This is a genomic window from Wolbachia endosymbiont (group A) of Icerya purchasi (genome assembly GCF_947251635.1).
Taxonomy (GTDB): domain Bacteria; phylum Pseudomonadota; class Alphaproteobacteria; order Rickettsiales; family Anaplasmataceae; genus Wolbachia; species Wolbachia pipientis.
Genome location: NZ_OX366357.1, coordinates 1,027,978 through 1,044,810 on the forward strand (window position 1 = coordinate 1,027,978; position 16,833 = coordinate 1,044,810).

Here is a 16,833-nt window from a genome sequence, read left to right on the forward strand (position 1 = left end):
AAATTGCCTTTTTAATTCTAGATAAGTATATGCTTTGTTAATATGTTTAGTTCAAAATCCAAAAGTAAGTTTATGCTTTCTATTGGAGAAGAAGGCATAATGTTACTATATTTTAAAAATAATACTTTAAATAAAAGGTATTTTGTTAAGGGCAAAAACGATAAAGCAGTTTCCGATTTAATTTCATGTCTTTCGTCAGATAAAAAAGCACCTTTATACCTGGTGCTTAATCATGCAGATCAAAATTACTCGCTACAGTTTATTACAAGGGCAAACAAGATTAGTGCCTATCTATCAGCAAAAACAAAGATGGAGCATTTTTCTCGTAATAATGACATAAGTTCAGTTTTTTTGGTTGAGAAGCCAAACAAATTCAATCAAAACTGGTGCTATCTTCTTGTTTCATCAGAAGCAAAGCATTTAGTAGAATATTGGTTGAATGTGTTTATTGAGATAGGCTCCAACTTTAAGGGAATATTAATGTTTCCTATAGAAATAAGTAATATAACAAAAAAGATTCTACATAAAGATCCTAATAATTGGAAAATTATAGTTGCAGCAACTAAAACGGGAGGCTATAGACAAGTGGTTCTTAAAGAGAATAAAATGGTATTTACGCGTTTAACATCATTTACTAATGATAATTTACCAGGAATTATCTCTGGTGGAATATATCAGGAAGTGCAAGATACTATTCGATCCTTAACTAAGTTTGGGTTTGAAAAAAATAACCCTATCGACCTTTTTATCATAGTGTCAGAAGATATTAAAGCTAGTTTATCAGTCATAAATTTTTCAGAGAACAGTGTGAACATATTAACTCCATATGAGTTAGGCAAACTATTAGGAGCAGAACTAGCTATAAGTGAAAAAGATAACTTTTGCGATACCATAATTTTGTTTCATAGCTTTAAGAATAAATTAGCAGCTATTTTTAATACAAAGGAAACTAAAGAATTTTATCTATTCAATTACCTTTATTTAAACTCTCCTCGAATTTTTCTATACTTCGCCCTGGTTTTAGTTATAATAAATACCCTTTGTTTGCTAAATTTGTATTCAAATTTCAATGTCGCTGATAATTTATCAGCAAAGCAGAACACCTTAAATAACCAATTAACAAAACTTAGCCAAAGCTATAATGTAAAAAAAATAGATGAAATTTATGATTTTATTAATATCAATAATATTTTATCAAAAATAGAATACTCTCCTCTTACACAAGTTAAGTATGTAGAAAAGTTAAAAATACCAGGTATAGAGCTTCGATCATTTGAATGGAATTATAATGAGGCAAAAAGTTATATTACCACAACTTTAAAGTTTAATTTTCAATCCGGTAAAAATATTTCTCATCAATACGAGAAACTACGAAAAAATTTAAACGATAATTTTCGTACCTATGACATTAATATTTCTAGCTTACCTGCTGCTAAAGAGCAAAATCTATCTATTGATGTTGAAATAGGAGAGGCAATGTAGATTAATGACTATCTCTCAATTAAAAAGAAAAGCTACAATTCAGTTTATATCGTATTTGTTATTATCTGTTGGATTAATAGGGTTATTAACATATGTTGTTATCTATAACGAAAAGATTTATAATAAAAACCAAATTGCGATTGATAAAATACGTTCTATTAATTTACAGATTACTGGAATTCAAAAAAAGGAAGTTGTTCTAAATAAAAACCTAGATTTATGGAAAAAAATTTCTTCTTCAAATTTACACAGTAGCAGATACATTGCAAATTTAAATTTCGAGCTTAGCAAGTTATATAAAAAGTACTATATATTAGAACCTGAAATATCAATTTCTATACCCGAAGAAGTTGAGCTCCACAACAAAAGTGAACGCACAAAAGTAATAAAAAGTGAAGTGGTCCTAAATTTAAGCTCAATCAGCGATAAGCATATTTTTTTATTTCTACAGTCTATTCCAAATCTGCCCGGTTATGTTATGATCAAATCTCTTATTTTAAATAAGCAGAGAAATATTGATGCTGCAACTATGAATCAGATTTTGAATGGTAATATGATAGAGATAGTGAGAGCTAATATAGTCTTTGATTGGTATGCTATATTAAGTAGATAAGGTGATGAACATAAAGCTGTTTTTTATTTTTACGCTACTCATTTCCAATGTTAATGCATATTGCAGTTGTGAAGATATCATAGAAAGCATAGAAATTTGTAAGGAGTATTCTTGCCGACAATATATTGGCAATGAAGATTTTATTGAGCATAAAATATTAGGATTAAATAGTGGAAATTTATGCGTATATATAGAAAAACAAGGTAATGATGAAATGGTTTGTCATCATTCTCAGTATGGAATGATGATAGAAAAAAGATATTTTGAAAGTATTCTTAAAGTTGGCAATCAAGAAATCGACGATTTTATTGATATAGCAAATTTGCGTGCAAAAGAGTGTTTCTTTATCAACAATCAAAAACTAAGCTATACAGATCGGGACGATATAATAAGAGAAGCAGTGGAAAGTGACTTTGACGTTTTGTCACAATATAGTAACGTAAAAAGCATTTTTTTTGATGAAGAGCCAGTTAATAGAATGGTCAATGAAATGGAAAAGTTCAATTTACGATCTTCAAGAGCTGTAAAAGAGGAGGTATCAGATAATTTCAACTGTAAGGTAGTGAGTTTAGACTCAATTTTATATCTTTCTCCCGATACATGGAAAATATGGGTAAATGGAAAACTGTTTATAAATACTAAGGATTTAAAAGTGCACTCAGTCACTGAAAATTATGTAACTTTTGTATGGACCGTAGATCAAAAAGCAATAAAAAAGCATGCGAATGATTCTCAAAATGTATATTTTGGATATGGGAGTATTATGTTTACGCTTTATCCAAAACAAAAATTTGACTTGGATGGCTTATCTATTAAATAACTTAAATATATATGCGCTTGTAGCTCAGTTGGATAGAGCGTTGCCCTCCGGAGGCAAAGGCCGTGGGTTCGAATCCCTCCAAGCGCACTTTTAATTAAATTTGACAATAGTACTTTCATATAAGATAATAAAGGGATTTATTTAGAACATAATTATGTCTGGTGGTACCATAAACAAAGTCATACTAGTTGGTAATTTAGGAAAAGATCCTGAAATTAGGACTACACAAAATGGAAAAGAAATGGCAAGTTTTTCAATAGCCACATCTGAAAGTTGGACTGACAAACTTTCCGGTATGCGCTCTGAAAAGACAGAGTGGCATAATATCGTAATTTTTAGTGAAGGATTAGTAAAAATCGTCAAAGATTTTGCACGTAAAGGCAGTAAAGTTTATGTTGAAGGTTCTTTGAGAACTAGAAAATGGACTGACCAAAACGGTAGTGAAAGATACACAACAGAGGTGGTTCTATATAATTTTAATAGCGCTCTTACTCTCTTGGATTCACGAAATAGTGCGCCAAATCCTGATTACAAGCCAAGTGAATACAAACAAGGTGAAACAGAACAAAAAGATAAACACGAAAGTTTTGACAACGATATAAAAGATGAACTACTCGACGATGAAATACCATTTTAACAATTTAAATTGAAATCTACATTTTTATGGACTGCTTGTGTTACTCCTTTTAATTGCAATGGGGATAGCATAGATTATAGCAGTTTGCAGCGTTTACTGACAATGCAAGTTAAAGCTGAAAATGGCGTAGTGTTGCTAGGTAGCACAGGTGAGAGCCTATCGCTTACTGATTCTGAAAAGCGTACATTAGTTGAATTCGTATGTAAGCTAAAATTAAATACGAAAATTATAATTGGCGTACCAGGAGTGAATCTATATCAGACTCTTGAATGGCTTGATTTTTGCAAGGGTATGCCTATTCACGGCTATCTAATGACAACTCCCATTTATGCAAAGCCCGGAATTATGGGGCAGACTTTATGGTTTGAAAAGCTACTTAAAAAAGCACATGTGCCGGCTATGTTTTACAATATTCCATCGAGAGCAGGAGTGAGTCTTCACGCTGAAACTGTACGCAACTTATCCAGTCACGAAAAATTTTGGGCTATCAAAGATTCAAGTGGCACTGTTGATACTTTAACTCAGTATAAGAAAGTTGCACCAAATATCGAGGTCTTTTGCGGAGATGATAATATGACATCTGATATGGCCGCTTATGGTGCGGCTGGCCTGGTTTCCGTTGCTGCCAATGTTTGGCCACGCATAGCGCATGAATACGTTAAGCAATGTCTGAACGACGAACTCTCTTCACTGTCATTCCAGCGCGTGACGCTGGAATCCAGAAGGAAACCTGTTCAAATGACAGGAAATGACATGAAAAGTTCAACAGATATCTGGCAACAGGCTTGCGAAGCGTTATTTACTGCCAGCAACCCAATACCTACTAAAGCACTTTTGCATGATATTGGTCTTATAGAACATCAAACTGTCCGCCTACCGCTCAGCACAGAAGACTTGCCGTCTGTTGATGAGATAAAAAAAGCAACCGAAATAATTCTAAATTTGGAGAAAGTTAATCATTGTTGTCATCCTATGGCTTGACCCACAACTGTACGAACACTGCAATATGGTACGATATCACATATAGCTAACCCAAGAAAGGTTTTTCTACGTCATACCGCGATTTATTCGCGGTATCTCGGCATAGATTCCGCTAACTAGTAGCGGAATGACGAATTTGTCGTTTTTCAAATTGTCGGTAAATCTAAGTCAGTTTAGCTATAGTAAACGATGTCATGAAAGTAGCTTGACACTGGTTCCTTTATGACGGTGTCATCCCAGTGCTTGAATTCCAGTGTCAGCTACTTGCATGACACCATTTGTTGTAAACTCACTTTTACTCTATGGTCTTGCCGCTATCCTGAACGGATACATCCAAGTATCATTTGAACACTCCCAAACTTATCACTTTATGCCACTGGTCTTCATCTAAAATTTCTACACCTAATTCCACTGCCTTTTTATATTTGGATCCTGGTTTTTCTCCTGCAATTAGGTAGTCAGTTTTAGCAGAAAGATGTGAGCTGACCTTTGCTCCCAGAGTTTTGGCTCTTACTTTTGCCTCCCCTCTACTCATGGCAAGTAGCTTACCAGTAAACACTATAATTTTATTATTTAAAACAGAGTCACTAGAGTTGGAGCTCGCAGGAAGAATTTGAAGACAAGCAGTAAGATCATTTAACATTTTGATGTTATGTTCCTTAGAAAAAAATGATTCCAAAGATTCAGCCACTTTTTTTCCTATGCCGTCTATACTGACTAGCTCAGTATTATCTGATGACAGTTCAATCATCGAATTATACCAATTATCATAAGAAACATAATAATCTGCAAGCAATTCTGCTGCAACTTGGCCAATAAATCTAATACCTAAAGAAAATATAAACCTATCTAGAGTTATTACCCTTCTGCTTTGTATAGAATTTAACAAATTAGCTATTGATTTCTTGCCCCAACCAGACTGTTCTTCCAGATTAAATTCATCCAATTTTTCTTCTAAAGTAAAAATATCATGGATTTGTTTTATCAGACCAAGGTCGTAAAAAAACTCTATCTGCTTATCACCAAGGCCAACAATGTCAAATGCATCTTTCGATACAAAATGCTTTAGTTTTTCTATTATTTGAGCTTTACAGGCAAATTCCTCAGGACATCTTACTGCCGCCTCTCCCTCAACCTGACGTACTTTACTACCACATTCAGGGCATACTTCAGGAAATACAAATTCAGGTGTATTTGGAAGACGAGAATCTCTGCTTACTTCAATGATCTGGGGAATTACATCTCCTGCCCTTTTGATTGTTACAATATCTCCCTCTCTTATGTCTTTACGTTTTATCTCATCTTGGTTATGCAGACTTGCTCTACTAACTAGCACCCCACCAATATTGACTGGCGCTAAATCTGCAACTGGAGTTAAAACTCCTGTTCTACCCACCTGTATAAATATCTTATTTAACTTTGTTTTTGCATAAACCGCAGAAAACTTGTATGCAAGTGCTGAGCGCGGTGCTTTGTGAGTATTCCCTAGACGATTTTGTAGTACCAAATCATTTACTTTATAGACTATTCCATCAATATCATAATCCAAGTTATAGCGACAATTATAAATCTCGTTATAGAACTTCAGCATTCCATCCAAACTACTCGTTAAGGACTGATGCTCATTTACGCAAAAACCAAGTGCCTCAAGCTTATTTAGTATTTCACTTTGACTTTTCTCTGTTCCACCAATCAAAGAATAAGCAAAATATCTAAGTGGTCTACTTGCTGTAATGTTTGCATCCAATTGCTTCAGAGAACCAGCAGCTGCATTTCGAGGATTGGCAAATTCATCGTTTTCATTTAACTTTAAAAAGTCGCTGTTACTGATGTATATTTCACCTCTTACTTCTAGTCTTCCTTGCACACCTTGCAAAAACTTAGGAAAGCCTTTTATTGTTGCAACATTGTGAGTGACATCTTCTCCTACAAAACCGTCGCCTCGAGTTGCAGCTTTAACAAATCTTCCATCCTCATAAATTGCAGAAAACGACAACCCATCAATTTTTGGCTCACATAATATCTCTATTTTGTCCTCAATTAAAAACCTCTTTATTTTAGACAAAAATTTCTCTACACCTTGTTCATCATAAGCATTCTCAAGGGAAAGCATAGGTTCTTGATGTTCCACCTTAGAAAACCTCTCATCAGGTGAAGCACCAACACTATCTTGTGTTGCATAAGCTTCTGGAAGTTGTGCCTCTATTTCAGCTAACTTTTTCTTCAGTTCATCATATTCAGCATCACTTATTTCTGGCTTATTTTTTTGGTGATACAAAACATTATGATAATTTATTTGATCTTGCAGTTTTTCTCTCATCTTTTTTAAGTTAGTCATGATACCAATATAATGCTACATTAGCCTTTGTCGTCAAGTTGTGAATTTTCTTGAATTTATCATATGGTCTTAATCCATCAAATATCAAAGGTGCCACAATGCTATAGCCATACTTATTCTTCTCTTGCTCAATTGTATTAGCAGATCTCACTTGCTTTAGCCATATGTTTATATAAAATTAAAATAAATTAGAGTAAACAATATTGCTATTTAAATGCTAACAAGATTCGCTCCAAGCCCAACTGGCTACCTCCACGTAGGAAACGTACGAACTGCTTTGGTTTGTTGGATGTACACACGCAATCAAAATGGAAAATTTTTACTCCGTTTTGATGATACTGACCTTCAGCGTTCAGATGTCAAATATATAAATAATATCATAGAAGACCTAAAATGGATTGGCATAGATTGGGATGCAAGTTTCAAGCAATCAGAGCGCTTTGAGCGTTACAATGAGGTGTTTTTGCAGTTAATAAAAGAAGGGCATATTTATGCATGCTATGAAACAAGAGAAGAGTTAGACATTAAACGAAAATTGCAGTTAAAACAAGGACTTCCCCCGGTATATGACAGAAGCGCATTACTTCTAACTGAGCAAGAGAAAATTCGTTATGAGCAAGAAGGACGAAGACCACATTTTAGATTTAAATTGGATAGAAATGAAGTTGTAAAATGGAATGATGAAGTTAAAGGTGAAATAAATATTGCAACCAGTAGCGTCAGCGACCCTGTGGTAAAAAGAGAAGATGGAATTTACACATACATGTTACCTTCTGCTATCGATGATGTTGACTTTAATGTAACTCATATTGTACGCGGGGAAGATCATGTAACTAATACCGCAGTTCAGATCCAAATGATTAAAGCATTAAAAGCGAAAATCCCTACATTTGCTCACCTTTCTCTACTACATTTTGGTGATAGCAAGATATCGAAACGGAAAGGCGGGCTGGATATCAAGTCCATAAGAGAAGATGAAATTGAACCAATGGCGCTAACTAGCTATTTAGTGAAGCTCGGAACATCTGATCCGATAGAAGCTTATGTTGACATACAGTCTTTAATTGACTCATTTGACATTAAAAAATTTAGCTCAGCATCTGTACAATTCAGCTTGAGTGAAATATATAAGCTAAATAGCAAAGTTCTGCAACAAATGCCATTTGAAATGGTGCAAGACCGTTTAAATCAAATTGGAGTGGACTCCTCAGAGTTTTGGTATTTTATAAGGAACAATATAGAAAGGTTTTCTGAGGTGGCCAAGTGGTGGAAAATATGCAAATCTGATATAGAGCCTGTGATTCTTGATAAGGAGCTTATAAAAATTGCGTTCAATGCATTGCCCCAAGGTGATTGTAATGAAAACACGTTGTCAGAATGGGTCAAAACTATTCGACAAACAGTGGATATAAAGGCAAAAAACCTATTTACGCAGTTGCGTTCAGCTTTAACAGGAACAGAAACAGGACCAGAGCTCGCTAAACTATTAATTTTTATCGGCAAAGAAAATATCATTGCAAGGTTAAAAGAAAAGTGAAAACTAAAGAATTATAGCTAATGCAATCCCTACGTCATACCGCGATTCATTCGCGGTATCCCTTAGCCGCTAACAAGCAGCGGGATGACGATTGTCATGGTGTCACTCCAGCACCCCTATGATGTCATCCAAGTAGCCGACACTGGTTTCCATCCAAGACGGTGTCATTCCAGTGCTTGACACTGGAATCCAGACTTTAATTGTTATACTTGTAACGCGAATTCTGGATTAAAGGAGAATAGAAAAGGCAGAAAACAGGGTAAACTCAGCAATTATAAAAAAATAGATGAGGTTACCCATGGAAGATATAACAAAACTGTTTTGTTTGGTCGATGATTTTTGCAGAGATATAGAGAAAAATTTTGCAGGCAAACTACTGCCAAATGGTAAAAAACCCACAAGAACAACGGAAATTGAGCACTCTGAAATCATGACAATAATCCTGCTATATCAACAATCTCCGTGTAAAAATTTCAAAACTTTCTATCTACATTACCTAACGTTGCTCTACAAATCAGAGTTTCCAAAGTTGCCTTCATATACCAGGTTTGTTGCTCTAAAGCCTAGGGTTTTGTGGCATTTAGCAATGTTGTTGCATTGGCTTTGTGGACAGTCAGAAAACACTGGAATTTCATATATAGACACAACTCCCATTGCAGTTTGTCATGCAAAAAGAATATCCAAAAACAAAGTTTTTGCTGGAATTGCAAAATTAAGCAAGAGTACTTACGGCTGGTTTTTTGGTTTCAAATTACATATGGTAATCAATGAAAATGGTGAAATTCATGCACTTACGCTAACAAAAGACAATGTTGATGATAGGATACCTGTGCCAAATTTGACGGAAAAATTAACCGGCCTTTTGTTTGGTGACAAAGGTTATATTGCAAAAGAGCTTTTTCAGAAGCTGTTTGACCGAGGTTTGAAACTTGTTACCAAGGTGAAAAAAGGTATGAAAAATACATTAATTTCGCTAAATGAGAAGATTTTACTGAGAAAAAGGTCTATGTTACCTAAAAAATAGACTAGAAATTGAACACACTCGCCATAGATCCCCTGTTGATTTCTTGGTTCATATCTTTTCTACTCTCATCTCCTATTCCATCAAATCCAAAAAGCCTTCTATTTCCTATACTTCCTTCCTTAATCCAGAATTCGCGTTAACAGTGCTAAAATTAAGAGATATCTGGATAACTTCAGTGGTAGGTGCTATTACTTTTGGAACATTTTTAGCACTTAATACCTTGTGGGCTCCAAGGTTACTGAGCAATTCAGAACTCGATGCAATGGAGTCAGGTGTAGCAACTGCAATACTATGGCTTGGTCTTGCAGTTGGTGCTCCAATTGCAGATCGAATCTCAATCCTATTTAAAAATAGAAGGCATGTAATTTCTGCTTTTGCTTTATTGCAAGGCGCCTCAATTATTATTTTACTATGCAGCCATTTAACAGTCCACGTTGTGTACTTTTGTATGTTAATGTTCGGGTTTTTTGCGGGAGGACATATGCTTAATTTTACTGTTGGCAGCGAGATTGTGAAACGAAAATATATTAGTACATCATCATCCATTATCAATGGGTTTATGTTTGTTGTCAGCGGAATTGTAGTGTCAATGTTAGCACTTTTTACAGATCATAAAATGGCGCTTTTTGCGATATTTGCAATGTTGGCAGTTGCTAGTATTTTAAATTATGCTACAAAAGAGACATACCCTAAAAAATAAAGTAGCTGAACCTTAAGTCAGTTGCTATATTGTGTTTACATATTGCAATACTTACTCAATTATGGATCATGTTATAACAAAAGACACAGCAGTAACTAAGGCAACAATAGCTGAAAATATAAACCAAGAAATAGGATTATCAAAGGAAGACTCTGCTTCGATAATAGATGATATATTGGACGAAATAAAGACGAGCTTGGCAAAGGATGGAATAGTGAAAATATCGTCATTTGGAACATTCTTGGTCAAAAAAAAGAAGGAAAGGCCAGGAAATATACCAAATACATCGGAGAAAGTGATGATTCAGGCAAGAAATTCAGTTTCTTTTAGGCCTTCAAAAATTATAAAAAAATCAATCAATAATTAATGAACAAGGAAAAATTATTTTATACGATTGGGGAAGTAGCTGAAGAGCTACATTTGGAACAGCATGTTTTGAGATTTTGGGAAGGTCAATTTCATCAAATTAAGCCTACAAAGCGTAAAGGAAGAAGGCTATATGATCGTAAGTGTATAGAGGCCATAAAGAAAGTAAAATACATGCTATATGATAAAGGATATACAATAAAAGGAGTGCAAAAAGAATTTGGTAATGATATAAAAGTCACAAAGAATTTGTTGCAAGAACTTACCGATTTAAGAGACTATTTAACTAGTAGAATAAATAACGAGGAAAGTAATAAGCAGACGTGAAACACTACGTCTCGCTAAAGTTTTGGAGTTTTGTGAAAATCGATATATCTAAAATGTGGCATACAGCCTCATTTCTTATGTTATTAGCAATATTAATAGGCTGTGGCCTGCAAAAACCTGCACCTGTGCTGCTTAAAGGCGAAGAATTTTACGGAAAAAGAGATCTGGAATATACAAGAGAGTACCATTTAATTAGGGAGCCTTCAGTGCAAAAAGAAAGTAGAAAAGCCATCATAAATAGGATATACAGAGATAACAATAATGCACAAGACATGGAGGTAAATTGTAAATTTGTAATACCAGTTAAAGGTTCAGCTACCTCTTCTGATGAAACGTGTAAGGATGGCATAAAAATTGCTGCTCAAAATGGAACGAATGTAGTTGCCTCTGCACCCGGCAAAGTGATATATGTAGGCAAAGGGTTGAGATGGTATGGAAATTTAATTATAGTGGAACACAAAGATAATTACATGACTGTGTACTCCTATTTAAAAAGCATACATGTTGAAATTGGTGATAAAGTAAAGCAAGGTCAAGTAATTGGATCTGCAGGTAAATCGAGCACACAAGATAAAGATCCGCAGATGTGTTTCACAATACGACATAACGGCCAAGCGGTTGATCCTTTGGCGCACACAAACTGTGATTAAATTTGGATTTATATGAAATATGATTTTAAAAATGTTGAAAAATTTTATCAAAATAAATGGGATTTGTCTGTAAGCAAGAGTAGTAAACAAGAGAAATGTTACGTATTGGAGATGTTTCCATATCCATCTGGTAAAATTCATATGGGGCACTTACGTAACTATGCAATAGGGGATGTGATAGCGCGTTACAAGAGAGCTCGTGGATTTGAGGTTTTGCATCCAATTGGCTGGGATGCGTTTGGATTACCAGCTGAGAATGCAGCAAGGGATAACAATATTAGCCCCGAAACATGGACAAAAGAGAATATAGATAATATGCGTACACAGTTGAAATCTATAGGTCTTTCTTATAATTGGGAGCGTGAACTCTCCACATGTGAGCCTGATTATTACAAACACGAACAAAAATTTTTCCTGGATTTTTTAAAGCATGGGCTTGCCTATCGAAAAGAATCATGGGTTAACTGGGATCCAGTGGACCAAACAGTGCTTGCAAATGAACAGGTGGTTGATGGAAAAGGATGGCGATCAGGTGCAGTTGTTGAAAAACGTAAGTTGTCCCAATGGTTTTTAAAGATTACTGATTTCGTTGAAGATTTACTCAAGTGCCTGCAAAGTTTGAAAAATTGGCCAGAAAAAGTCAAAACAATGCAGGAGCGTTGGATAGGAAAATCTGAAGGAGCAACTATAGAGTTTGAAGTAGTTGGCCTGAATAAGAAATTAAAAGTTTTTACAACTTATCCTCATACTTTGTTTGGGGCTTCTTTTTGTGCAGTGGCAGCAGAGCATCCTATTGTGCAGGATTTAAAGAATGGTTCTTCTGTTGTCATCCCAGTGCTTGACACTGGGATCCAAGAAATAAAATCGAAAAGAGAGAACGATGAAAAAATAGGAGTTTACACCGGATTAAACGTCAAACATCCATTTCTTGATAAGGAATTGCCGCTTTACATAGCGAATTTTGTGTTGATGGAATATGGGGAAGGCGCGATTTTTGGTTGCCCTGCACATGATCAGCGTGACTTTGAATTTGCACAGAAATATAATTTGCCGATAATTCCTGTTATTTCTTCAGCCCACTTGGGTGTCATTCCAGCGCGTGACCATAATTCTTACAATGGATCCCAGTGTCAAGCTACTCAGATGACAAAGGAGGCGTATACTGGAGACGGGACAATGTTTAACTCCGAATTCTTAAACGGATTAATGGTTAGTGAAGCAAAGGAAGCCATAGTTAAAAAATTTGAAGAAAAAAAAATAGGCAAAAAAACAATAAACTATCGTTTGCACGATTGGGGAGTTTCAAGGCAGCGTTATTGGGGATGCCCTATACCTATCATATATTGCAAAGACTGTGGAACTGTTCCAGTGCCAGAAAAAGACCTTCCTGTAGTTCTACCAATAGATGTAGAATTTACAAGTGGTGGCAATCCGCTGGATAATCACCCAACTTGGAAATTTGTTGATTGTCCAAAGTGCGGAAAGCAAGCAGAACGTGAAACTGATACGTTTGACACCTTTTTTGAATCCTCTTGGTATTTTGCTGCATTCTGTAGTGAAGATAAATTGATAGACAAAGATGCATGTAATCGTTTTATGCCTGTTGATTATTATATAGGTGGGATAGAGCATGCAATTCTGCATTTGCTTTACTCACGATTTTTCTGCCGTGCTTTAACCAAATGTGGCTATTTTGATATTAAAGAGCCTTTCTCTGCTTTAATCACTCAAGGAATGGTCTGCCATGCAACTTATAAAGACGAAAATGGTAAGTGGCTATTTCCCGAAGAAGCAAAAGAGTTGATTGCACAAGGAGCTAAGGTTCAAATTGGAAAAGTCGAGAAAATGAGCAAGTCGAAAAAGAACACAGTTGATCCAAATTTTATCATAGAAAAGTATGGTGCTGATACTGCTCGCTTGTTTGTGTTGTCCGACACTCCTCCGGAGAAAGATATGGAATGGTCCGATGATGGCGTGGAAGGTTGTTCTCGTTATGTAAATAAATTGTGGCGTATGGTCATGCAGCTAAGACCTGTAAATATACACTATGATAATGAAAGTGTTACGGGTGGACTTCTAGAGTACAGAAAAAAAATTCATAAACTCTTACACGGACTTACAGATGACTTGGAAAACTGCAGATTAAACTGTGTAGTGGCAAAATTTCGTGAGATGACGAATTTAATAGCTGAAATAGACGTAAAAACTGGAAAATCTCTTATTGATGAAGGTATATGTATATTAATCAGAGTAATCGAACCATTCATACCACATCTAGCTGAAAGCCTATGGCAAGGAATAGGAGGTCAACCTTGGCCAAAAGCTGATGAATCATTATTAGTTGACGATACGGTAACTATAGCAGTGCAAATCAATGGAAAATTACGTACAACAATCAAGGTGGCAATTAACTTACCTCAAGAAGAATTGAAGAAAATAGCGATAGACTCTGTGTCCAGTAAGATCGATCAAAGCAAAGTTCGCACTGTATATGCTGTACCAAATAAGATAGTAAATATAGTTATATAAAAGACCTGAGTAGTACGTTTTATATAATCTGATTTTATGGCTATACTTTTTTTGACATGTAGTTATATCTTTTTTAATATAAAGGATATATACTTATGCATTATATATTTTTTTGTATGAGGAGTTATATGAAAATAAAGAGATTGTGCGTTTTGGCTGTGTTGCTTACTTCATCTCTAGCAGGTGCAGCTAGTAATAGTGCAAGTAAGTCAGAAGATAAGTACTATGCAGGTTTAAACTTTGGTGCTGGTTGGGGTGGTGGCTTTAAAATGAAACCTGGTGTTGTTCTTGGTTACCATTATGACCAAAACTCTAAATTTGAACTTGAGGTTCTCAGTAATATTAAGTCATTAAAGAGCATAGGAGCTAGCTTATTGGCAAACTACCGCTTCTATCCTGACCTTGATATTGATCCCGTTAAACTATATGTCAGCGGAGGTTTAGGAGGATATCTCCAAATAACACCTTTTGGCTTTGGTGTTAGTGATACAGTTGATGGTGATGGCAATAGTTCACAAGAAGAAAAAGAAAAGGAAGAAGAAACACAAGGTGCTCCAGAATCAGGTGGTGAAGCTGCTGGTTCATCTGTAGTAGATAAAATACTGAGTTCTATTTCCTATAAACTAAAGTTAGGTGTTGATTATGAAATTACTCCACAGATAGTTGGTGCAGTTGGTGTTACTGCAGGCGGGCAACTGAGTGGTATAAAAGAATTGCAAATACCAGATGCAACTCTGGAGGTAGGAATACGTTATAATTTTTAATGCTGCTACTTAGTTCATAAAGGTAGAGACAATGTTGAGGATGAAATAAACAGCATTAAAAAAATCCGGAAATATATGAGATACTTTTCGAATACGGTTTTGAACGCTAACTATAGATTATAAAAATAACAAGAAAAAGGGTAAACATACTGTAATTGCTGTTGAATGATGGAGTCCATTATTTTAGCACGAAGTAACGAATTCAGTAGAATAAGTTCTTCAAAAATAATTTAAACTTTTATTAGTAGGAGCAGTCTCATGGAATATTATAGCGATCTCACTAAAAGAAACTTTTATAAACGCGAATTCTGGATTAAGGAAGGAAGTATAGGAAATAGAAGGCTTTTTGGATTTGATGGAATAGGAGATGAGAGTAGAAAAGATATGAACCAAGAAATCAACAGGGGATCTATGGCGAGTGTGTTCAATTTCTAGTCTATTTTTTAGGTAACCAAAAACAGTCTCAATGATAGACCTTTTTCTCAGTAAAATCTTCTCATTTAGCGAAATTAATGTATTTTTCATACCTTTTTTCACCTTGGTAACAAGTTTCAAACCTCGGTCAAACAGCTTCTGAAAAAGCTCTTTTGCAATATAACCTTTGTCACCAAACAAAAGGCCGGTTAATTTTTCCGTCAAATTTGGCACAGGTATCCTATCATCAACATTGCCTTTTGTTAGCGTAAGTGCATGAATTTCACCATTTTCATTGATTACCATATGTAATTTGAAACCAAAAAACCAGCCGTAAGTACTCTTGCTTAATTTTGCAATTCCAGCAAAAACTTTGTTTTTGGATATTCTTTTTGCATGACAAACTGCAATGGGAGTTGTGTCTATATATGAAATTCCAGTGTTTTCTGACTGTCCACAAAGCCAATGCAACAACATTGCTAAATGCCACAAAACCCTAGGCTTTAGAGCAACAAACCTGGTATATGAAGGCAACTTTGGAAACTCTGATTTGTAGAGCAACGTTAGGTAATGTAGATAGAAAGTTTTGAAATTTTTACACGGAGATTGTTGATATAGCAGGATTATTGTCATGATTTCAGAGTGCTCAATTTCCGTTGTTCTTGTGGGTTTTTTACCATTTGGCAGTAGTTTGCCTGCAAAATTTTTCTCTATATCTCTGCAAAAATCATCGACCAAACAAAACAGTTTTGTTATATCTTCCATGGGTAACCTCATCTATTTTTTTATAATTGCTGAGTTTACCCTGTTTTCTGCCTTTTCTATTCTCCTTTAATCCAGAATATTTTAAGGGAGTATATATTGATTTGATGAGCAAGATTAAAAAGCTATTACCCCAAAAAACATCAAATAACTTACATAAGTTTGATTCGACGATCATAAATTTATCGGGATATCTCATAAAAGATGGGCTAAAAATAGGCGGTAAAAGTAACGACAGTCAAGTTAAAGTGAGTGTAGGATTAAAGGATCAATTGCCGACAAGTATAAGATTTTGTAAAGGACAAGAAGAAAGTAGTGAAGATATGGCATTAGTGAGAGCAATTAATGAAGCTAAAGTTGAAAAAGAGGATATTTTATTATTTGATAGAGGAATCAGAAAAGTTGGAACTTTTGCCGAATTTGATGAAAAGGAGTACAAATTTATCACAAGAGTTAAAGTAGGAAGAAAACATGATGTTATAAGCAGGAACAAAGTTATAAGAGAACAAAAATCGGATGGATCAGAGATTTTAGAAGATATAATAGTTAATCTTTATCGTGCACGAGGTAAAGTGGCAGAAAAGCATGATCTACGGCTAATAAAAATCAGAAATAAAATTGGAGATGAAATATGGTTTTTGACAAACTTGTTTGAAATGCCAGCTTATGAAGTAACAGAGCTATATAGGCGCAGATGGATATAGAAGTGTTCTTTAAATTTATAAAGCAAAATCTTGGATATAAGCACTTTTTAAGCCATACTATGAATGGCATGAAGGTGTATATTTACATGATTATTATTACGGCTTTGTTATTTCTTGTTTATAAAATCAAAAATAATCTACATGGGTTCAAAATAGCATTACTGCAATTCACATTGGATCTAAAT

General features: G+C 34.9%; 14 protein-coding genes, 1 tRNA gene and 2 pseudogenes. 14 read left to right on the forward strand and 3 right to left on the reverse strand.

The features are described from left to right. Positions 1 to 42: 42 nt before the first annotated feature. From OPR17_RS05400 to dapA, 6 genes are all read left to right on the forward strand, one after another. On the forward strand, positions 43 to 1,482 hold the full coding sequence (locus tag OPR17_RS05400) for a hypothetical protein (protein ID WP_265021424.1): 1,440 nt from the start codon (positions 43 to 45) through the stop codon (positions 1,480 to 1,482). 4 nt (positions 1,483 to 1,486) lie between these two features. Beyond that, positions 1,487 to 2,095 carry a hypothetical protein gene (locus OPR17_RS05405; protein ID WP_265021425.1) on the forward strand — a complete coding sequence of 203 codons (609 nt, stop codon included), beginning with the start codon at positions 1,487 to 1,489 and terminating at the stop codon, positions 2,093 to 2,095. A 4-nt stretch (positions 2,096 to 2,099) separates the two neighbouring features. Beyond that, a complete protein-coding gene (locus OPR17_RS05410; RefSeq protein WP_065094808.1) occupies positions 2,100 to 2,915 on the forward strand; it encodes a hypothetical protein in 816 nt (271 codons plus the stop codon). A 13-nt stretch (positions 2,916 to 2,928) separates the two neighbouring features. After that, positions 2,929 to 3,002: transfer RNA gene (locus OPR17_RS05415), tRNA-Arg, on the forward strand. A gap of 67 nt (positions 3,003 to 3,069) precedes the next feature. After that, the gene (gene ssb / locus OPR17_RS05420; RefSeq protein ID WP_064125083.1) at positions 3,070 to 3,552 is read left to right on the forward strand and encodes a single-stranded DNA-binding protein; all 483 of its coding nucleotides are present in this window, start codon (positions 3,070 to 3,072) and stop codon (positions 3,550 to 3,552) included. A 9-nt stretch (positions 3,553 to 3,561) separates the two neighbouring features. Next, positions 3,562 to 4,533 (forward strand): 4-hydroxy-tetrahydrodipicolinate synthase, encoded by a 972-nt coding sequence (dapA, locus tag OPR17_RS05425; protein WP_265021426.1) that lies wholly within the window; start codon positions 3,562 to 3,564, stop codon positions 4,531 to 4,533. Positions 4,534 to 4,873: 340 nt separating this feature from the next. Here the strand turns inward: dapA and ligA are convergent, their stop codons facing one another. Beyond that, positions 4,874 to 6,871, reverse strand: coding sequence for an NAD-dependent DNA ligase LigA (gene ligA, locus OPR17_RS05430; RefSeq protein WP_265021427.1), 1,998 nt, complete (start codon positions 6,869 to 6,871; stop codon positions 4,874 to 4,876). Positions 6,872 to 7,085: 214 nt separating this feature from the next. Between ligA and gltX the strand changes: the two genes are divergently transcribed. From gltX to OPR17_RS05465, 7 genes and pseudogenes are all read left to right on the forward strand, one after another. Further along, positions 7,086 to 8,408 (forward strand): glutamate--tRNA ligase, encoded by a 1,323-nt coding sequence (gene gltX / locus OPR17_RS05435; RefSeq protein ID WP_265021428.1) that lies wholly within the window; start codon positions 7,086 to 7,088, stop codon positions 8,406 to 8,408. A gap of 298 nt (positions 8,409 to 8,706) precedes the next feature. Beyond that, positions 8,707 to 9,553, forward strand: a pseudogene (locus OPR17_RS05440) (IS982 family transposase); the annotation flags it as partial. 640 nt (positions 9,554 to 10,193) lie between these two features. After that, a complete protein-coding gene (locus tag OPR17_RS05445) occupies positions 10,194 to 10,499 on the forward strand; it encodes an integration host factor subunit alpha (RefSeq protein WP_265022178.1) in 306 nt (101 codons plus the stop codon). Further along, entirely contained in the window at positions 10,499 to 10,825 is a 327-nt protein-coding gene (locus OPR17_RS05450; protein WP_264703410.1) for a MerR family transcriptional regulator, read from the forward strand. The genes OPR17_RS05445 and OPR17_RS05450 overlap by 1 nt, the downstream gene beginning before the upstream one ends. A gap of 53 nt (positions 10,826 to 10,878) precedes the next feature. Continuing rightward, the gene (locus tag OPR17_RS05455) at positions 10,879 to 11,475 is read left to right on the forward strand and encodes a murein hydrolase activator EnvC family protein (protein WP_265022179.1); all 597 of its coding nucleotides are present in this window, start codon (positions 10,879 to 10,881) and stop codon (positions 11,473 to 11,475) included. Positions 11,476 to 11,487: 12 nt separating this feature from the next. Then, complete coding sequence (gene leuS, locus OPR17_RS05460) at positions 11,488 to 14,004, forward strand: leucine--tRNA ligase (protein ID WP_265021429.1); 2,517 nt, start codon at positions 11,488 to 11,490, stop codon at positions 14,002 to 14,004. A 128-nt stretch (positions 14,005 to 14,132) separates the two neighbouring features. Next, positions 14,133 to 14,768 (forward strand): hypothetical protein, encoded by a 636-nt coding sequence (locus tag OPR17_RS05465; protein ID WP_265021430.1) that lies wholly within the window; start codon positions 14,133 to 14,135, stop codon positions 14,766 to 14,768. A gap of 315 nt (positions 14,769 to 15,083) precedes the next feature. Here the strand turns inward: OPR17_RS05465 and OPR17_RS05470 are convergent. Next, positions 15,084 to 15,947: pseudogene (locus OPR17_RS05470) on the reverse strand (IS982 family transposase); the annotation flags it as partial. Continuing rightward, positions 15,910 to 16,059, reverse strand: a complete 150-nt coding sequence (locus tag OPR17_RS05475) for a hypothetical protein (RefSeq protein ID WP_265021431.1) — start codon at positions 16,057 to 16,059, stop codon at positions 15,910 to 15,912. The pseudogene OPR17_RS05470 and the gene OPR17_RS05475, both read right to left, overlap by 38 nt. Here OPR17_RS05475 and OPR17_RS05480 point away from each other — a divergent pair. Then, complete coding sequence (locus OPR17_RS05480) at positions 16,052 to 16,648, forward strand: transposase (protein WP_265021432.1); 597 nt, start codon at positions 16,052 to 16,054, stop codon at positions 16,646 to 16,648. The two genes, OPR17_RS05475 and OPR17_RS05480, sit on opposite strands and share 8 nt — an antisense overlap. Positions 16,649 to 16,833 lie beyond the last annotated feature (185 nt).

Coding starts and splice junctions, on each gene's coding strand:
- gltX (WP_265021428.1), top strand. CDS start 7,086: ATGCTAACAAGATTCGCTCCAAGCCCAACTGGCTACCTCCACGTAGGA.
- OPR17_RS05410 (WP_065094808.1), top strand. CDS start 2,100: ATGAACATAAAGCTGTTTTTTATTTTTACGCTACTCATTTCCAATGTT.
- ligA (WP_265021427.1), bottom strand. CDS start 6,871: ATGACTAACTTAAAAAAGATGAGAGAAAAACTGCAAGATCAAATAAAT.
- OPR17_RS05455 (WP_265022179.1), top strand. CDS start 10,879: ATGTGGCATACAGCCTCATTTCTTATGTTATTAGCAATATTAATAGGC.
- ssb (WP_064125083.1), top strand. CDS start 3,070: ATGTCTGGTGGTACCATAAACAAAGTCATACTAGTTGGTAATTTAGGA.
- OPR17_RS05465 (WP_265021430.1), top strand. CDS start 14,133: ATGAAAATAAAGAGATTGTGCGTTTTGGCTGTGTTGCTTACTTCATCT.
- OPR17_RS05400 (WP_265021424.1), top strand. CDS start 43: ATGTTTAGTTCAAAATCCAAAAGTAAGTTTATGCTTTCTATTGGAGAA.
- leuS (WP_265021429.1), top strand. CDS start 11,488: ATGAAATATGATTTTAAAAATGTTGAAAAATTTTATCAAAATAAATGG.
- OPR17_RS05480 (WP_265021432.1), top strand. CDS start 16,052: ATGAGCAAGATTAAAAAGCTATTACCCCAAAAAACATCAAATAACTTA.
- OPR17_RS05445 (WP_265022178.1), top strand. CDS start 10,194: ATGGATCATGTTATAACAAAAGACACAGCAGTAACTAAGGCAACAATA.
- OPR17_RS05450 (WP_264703410.1), top strand. CDS start 10,499: ATGAACAAGGAAAAATTATTTTATACGATTGGGGAAGTAGCTGAAGAG.
- OPR17_RS05405 (WP_265021425.1), top strand. CDS start 1,487: ATGACTATCTCTCAATTAAAAAGAAAAGCTACAATTCAGTTTATATCG.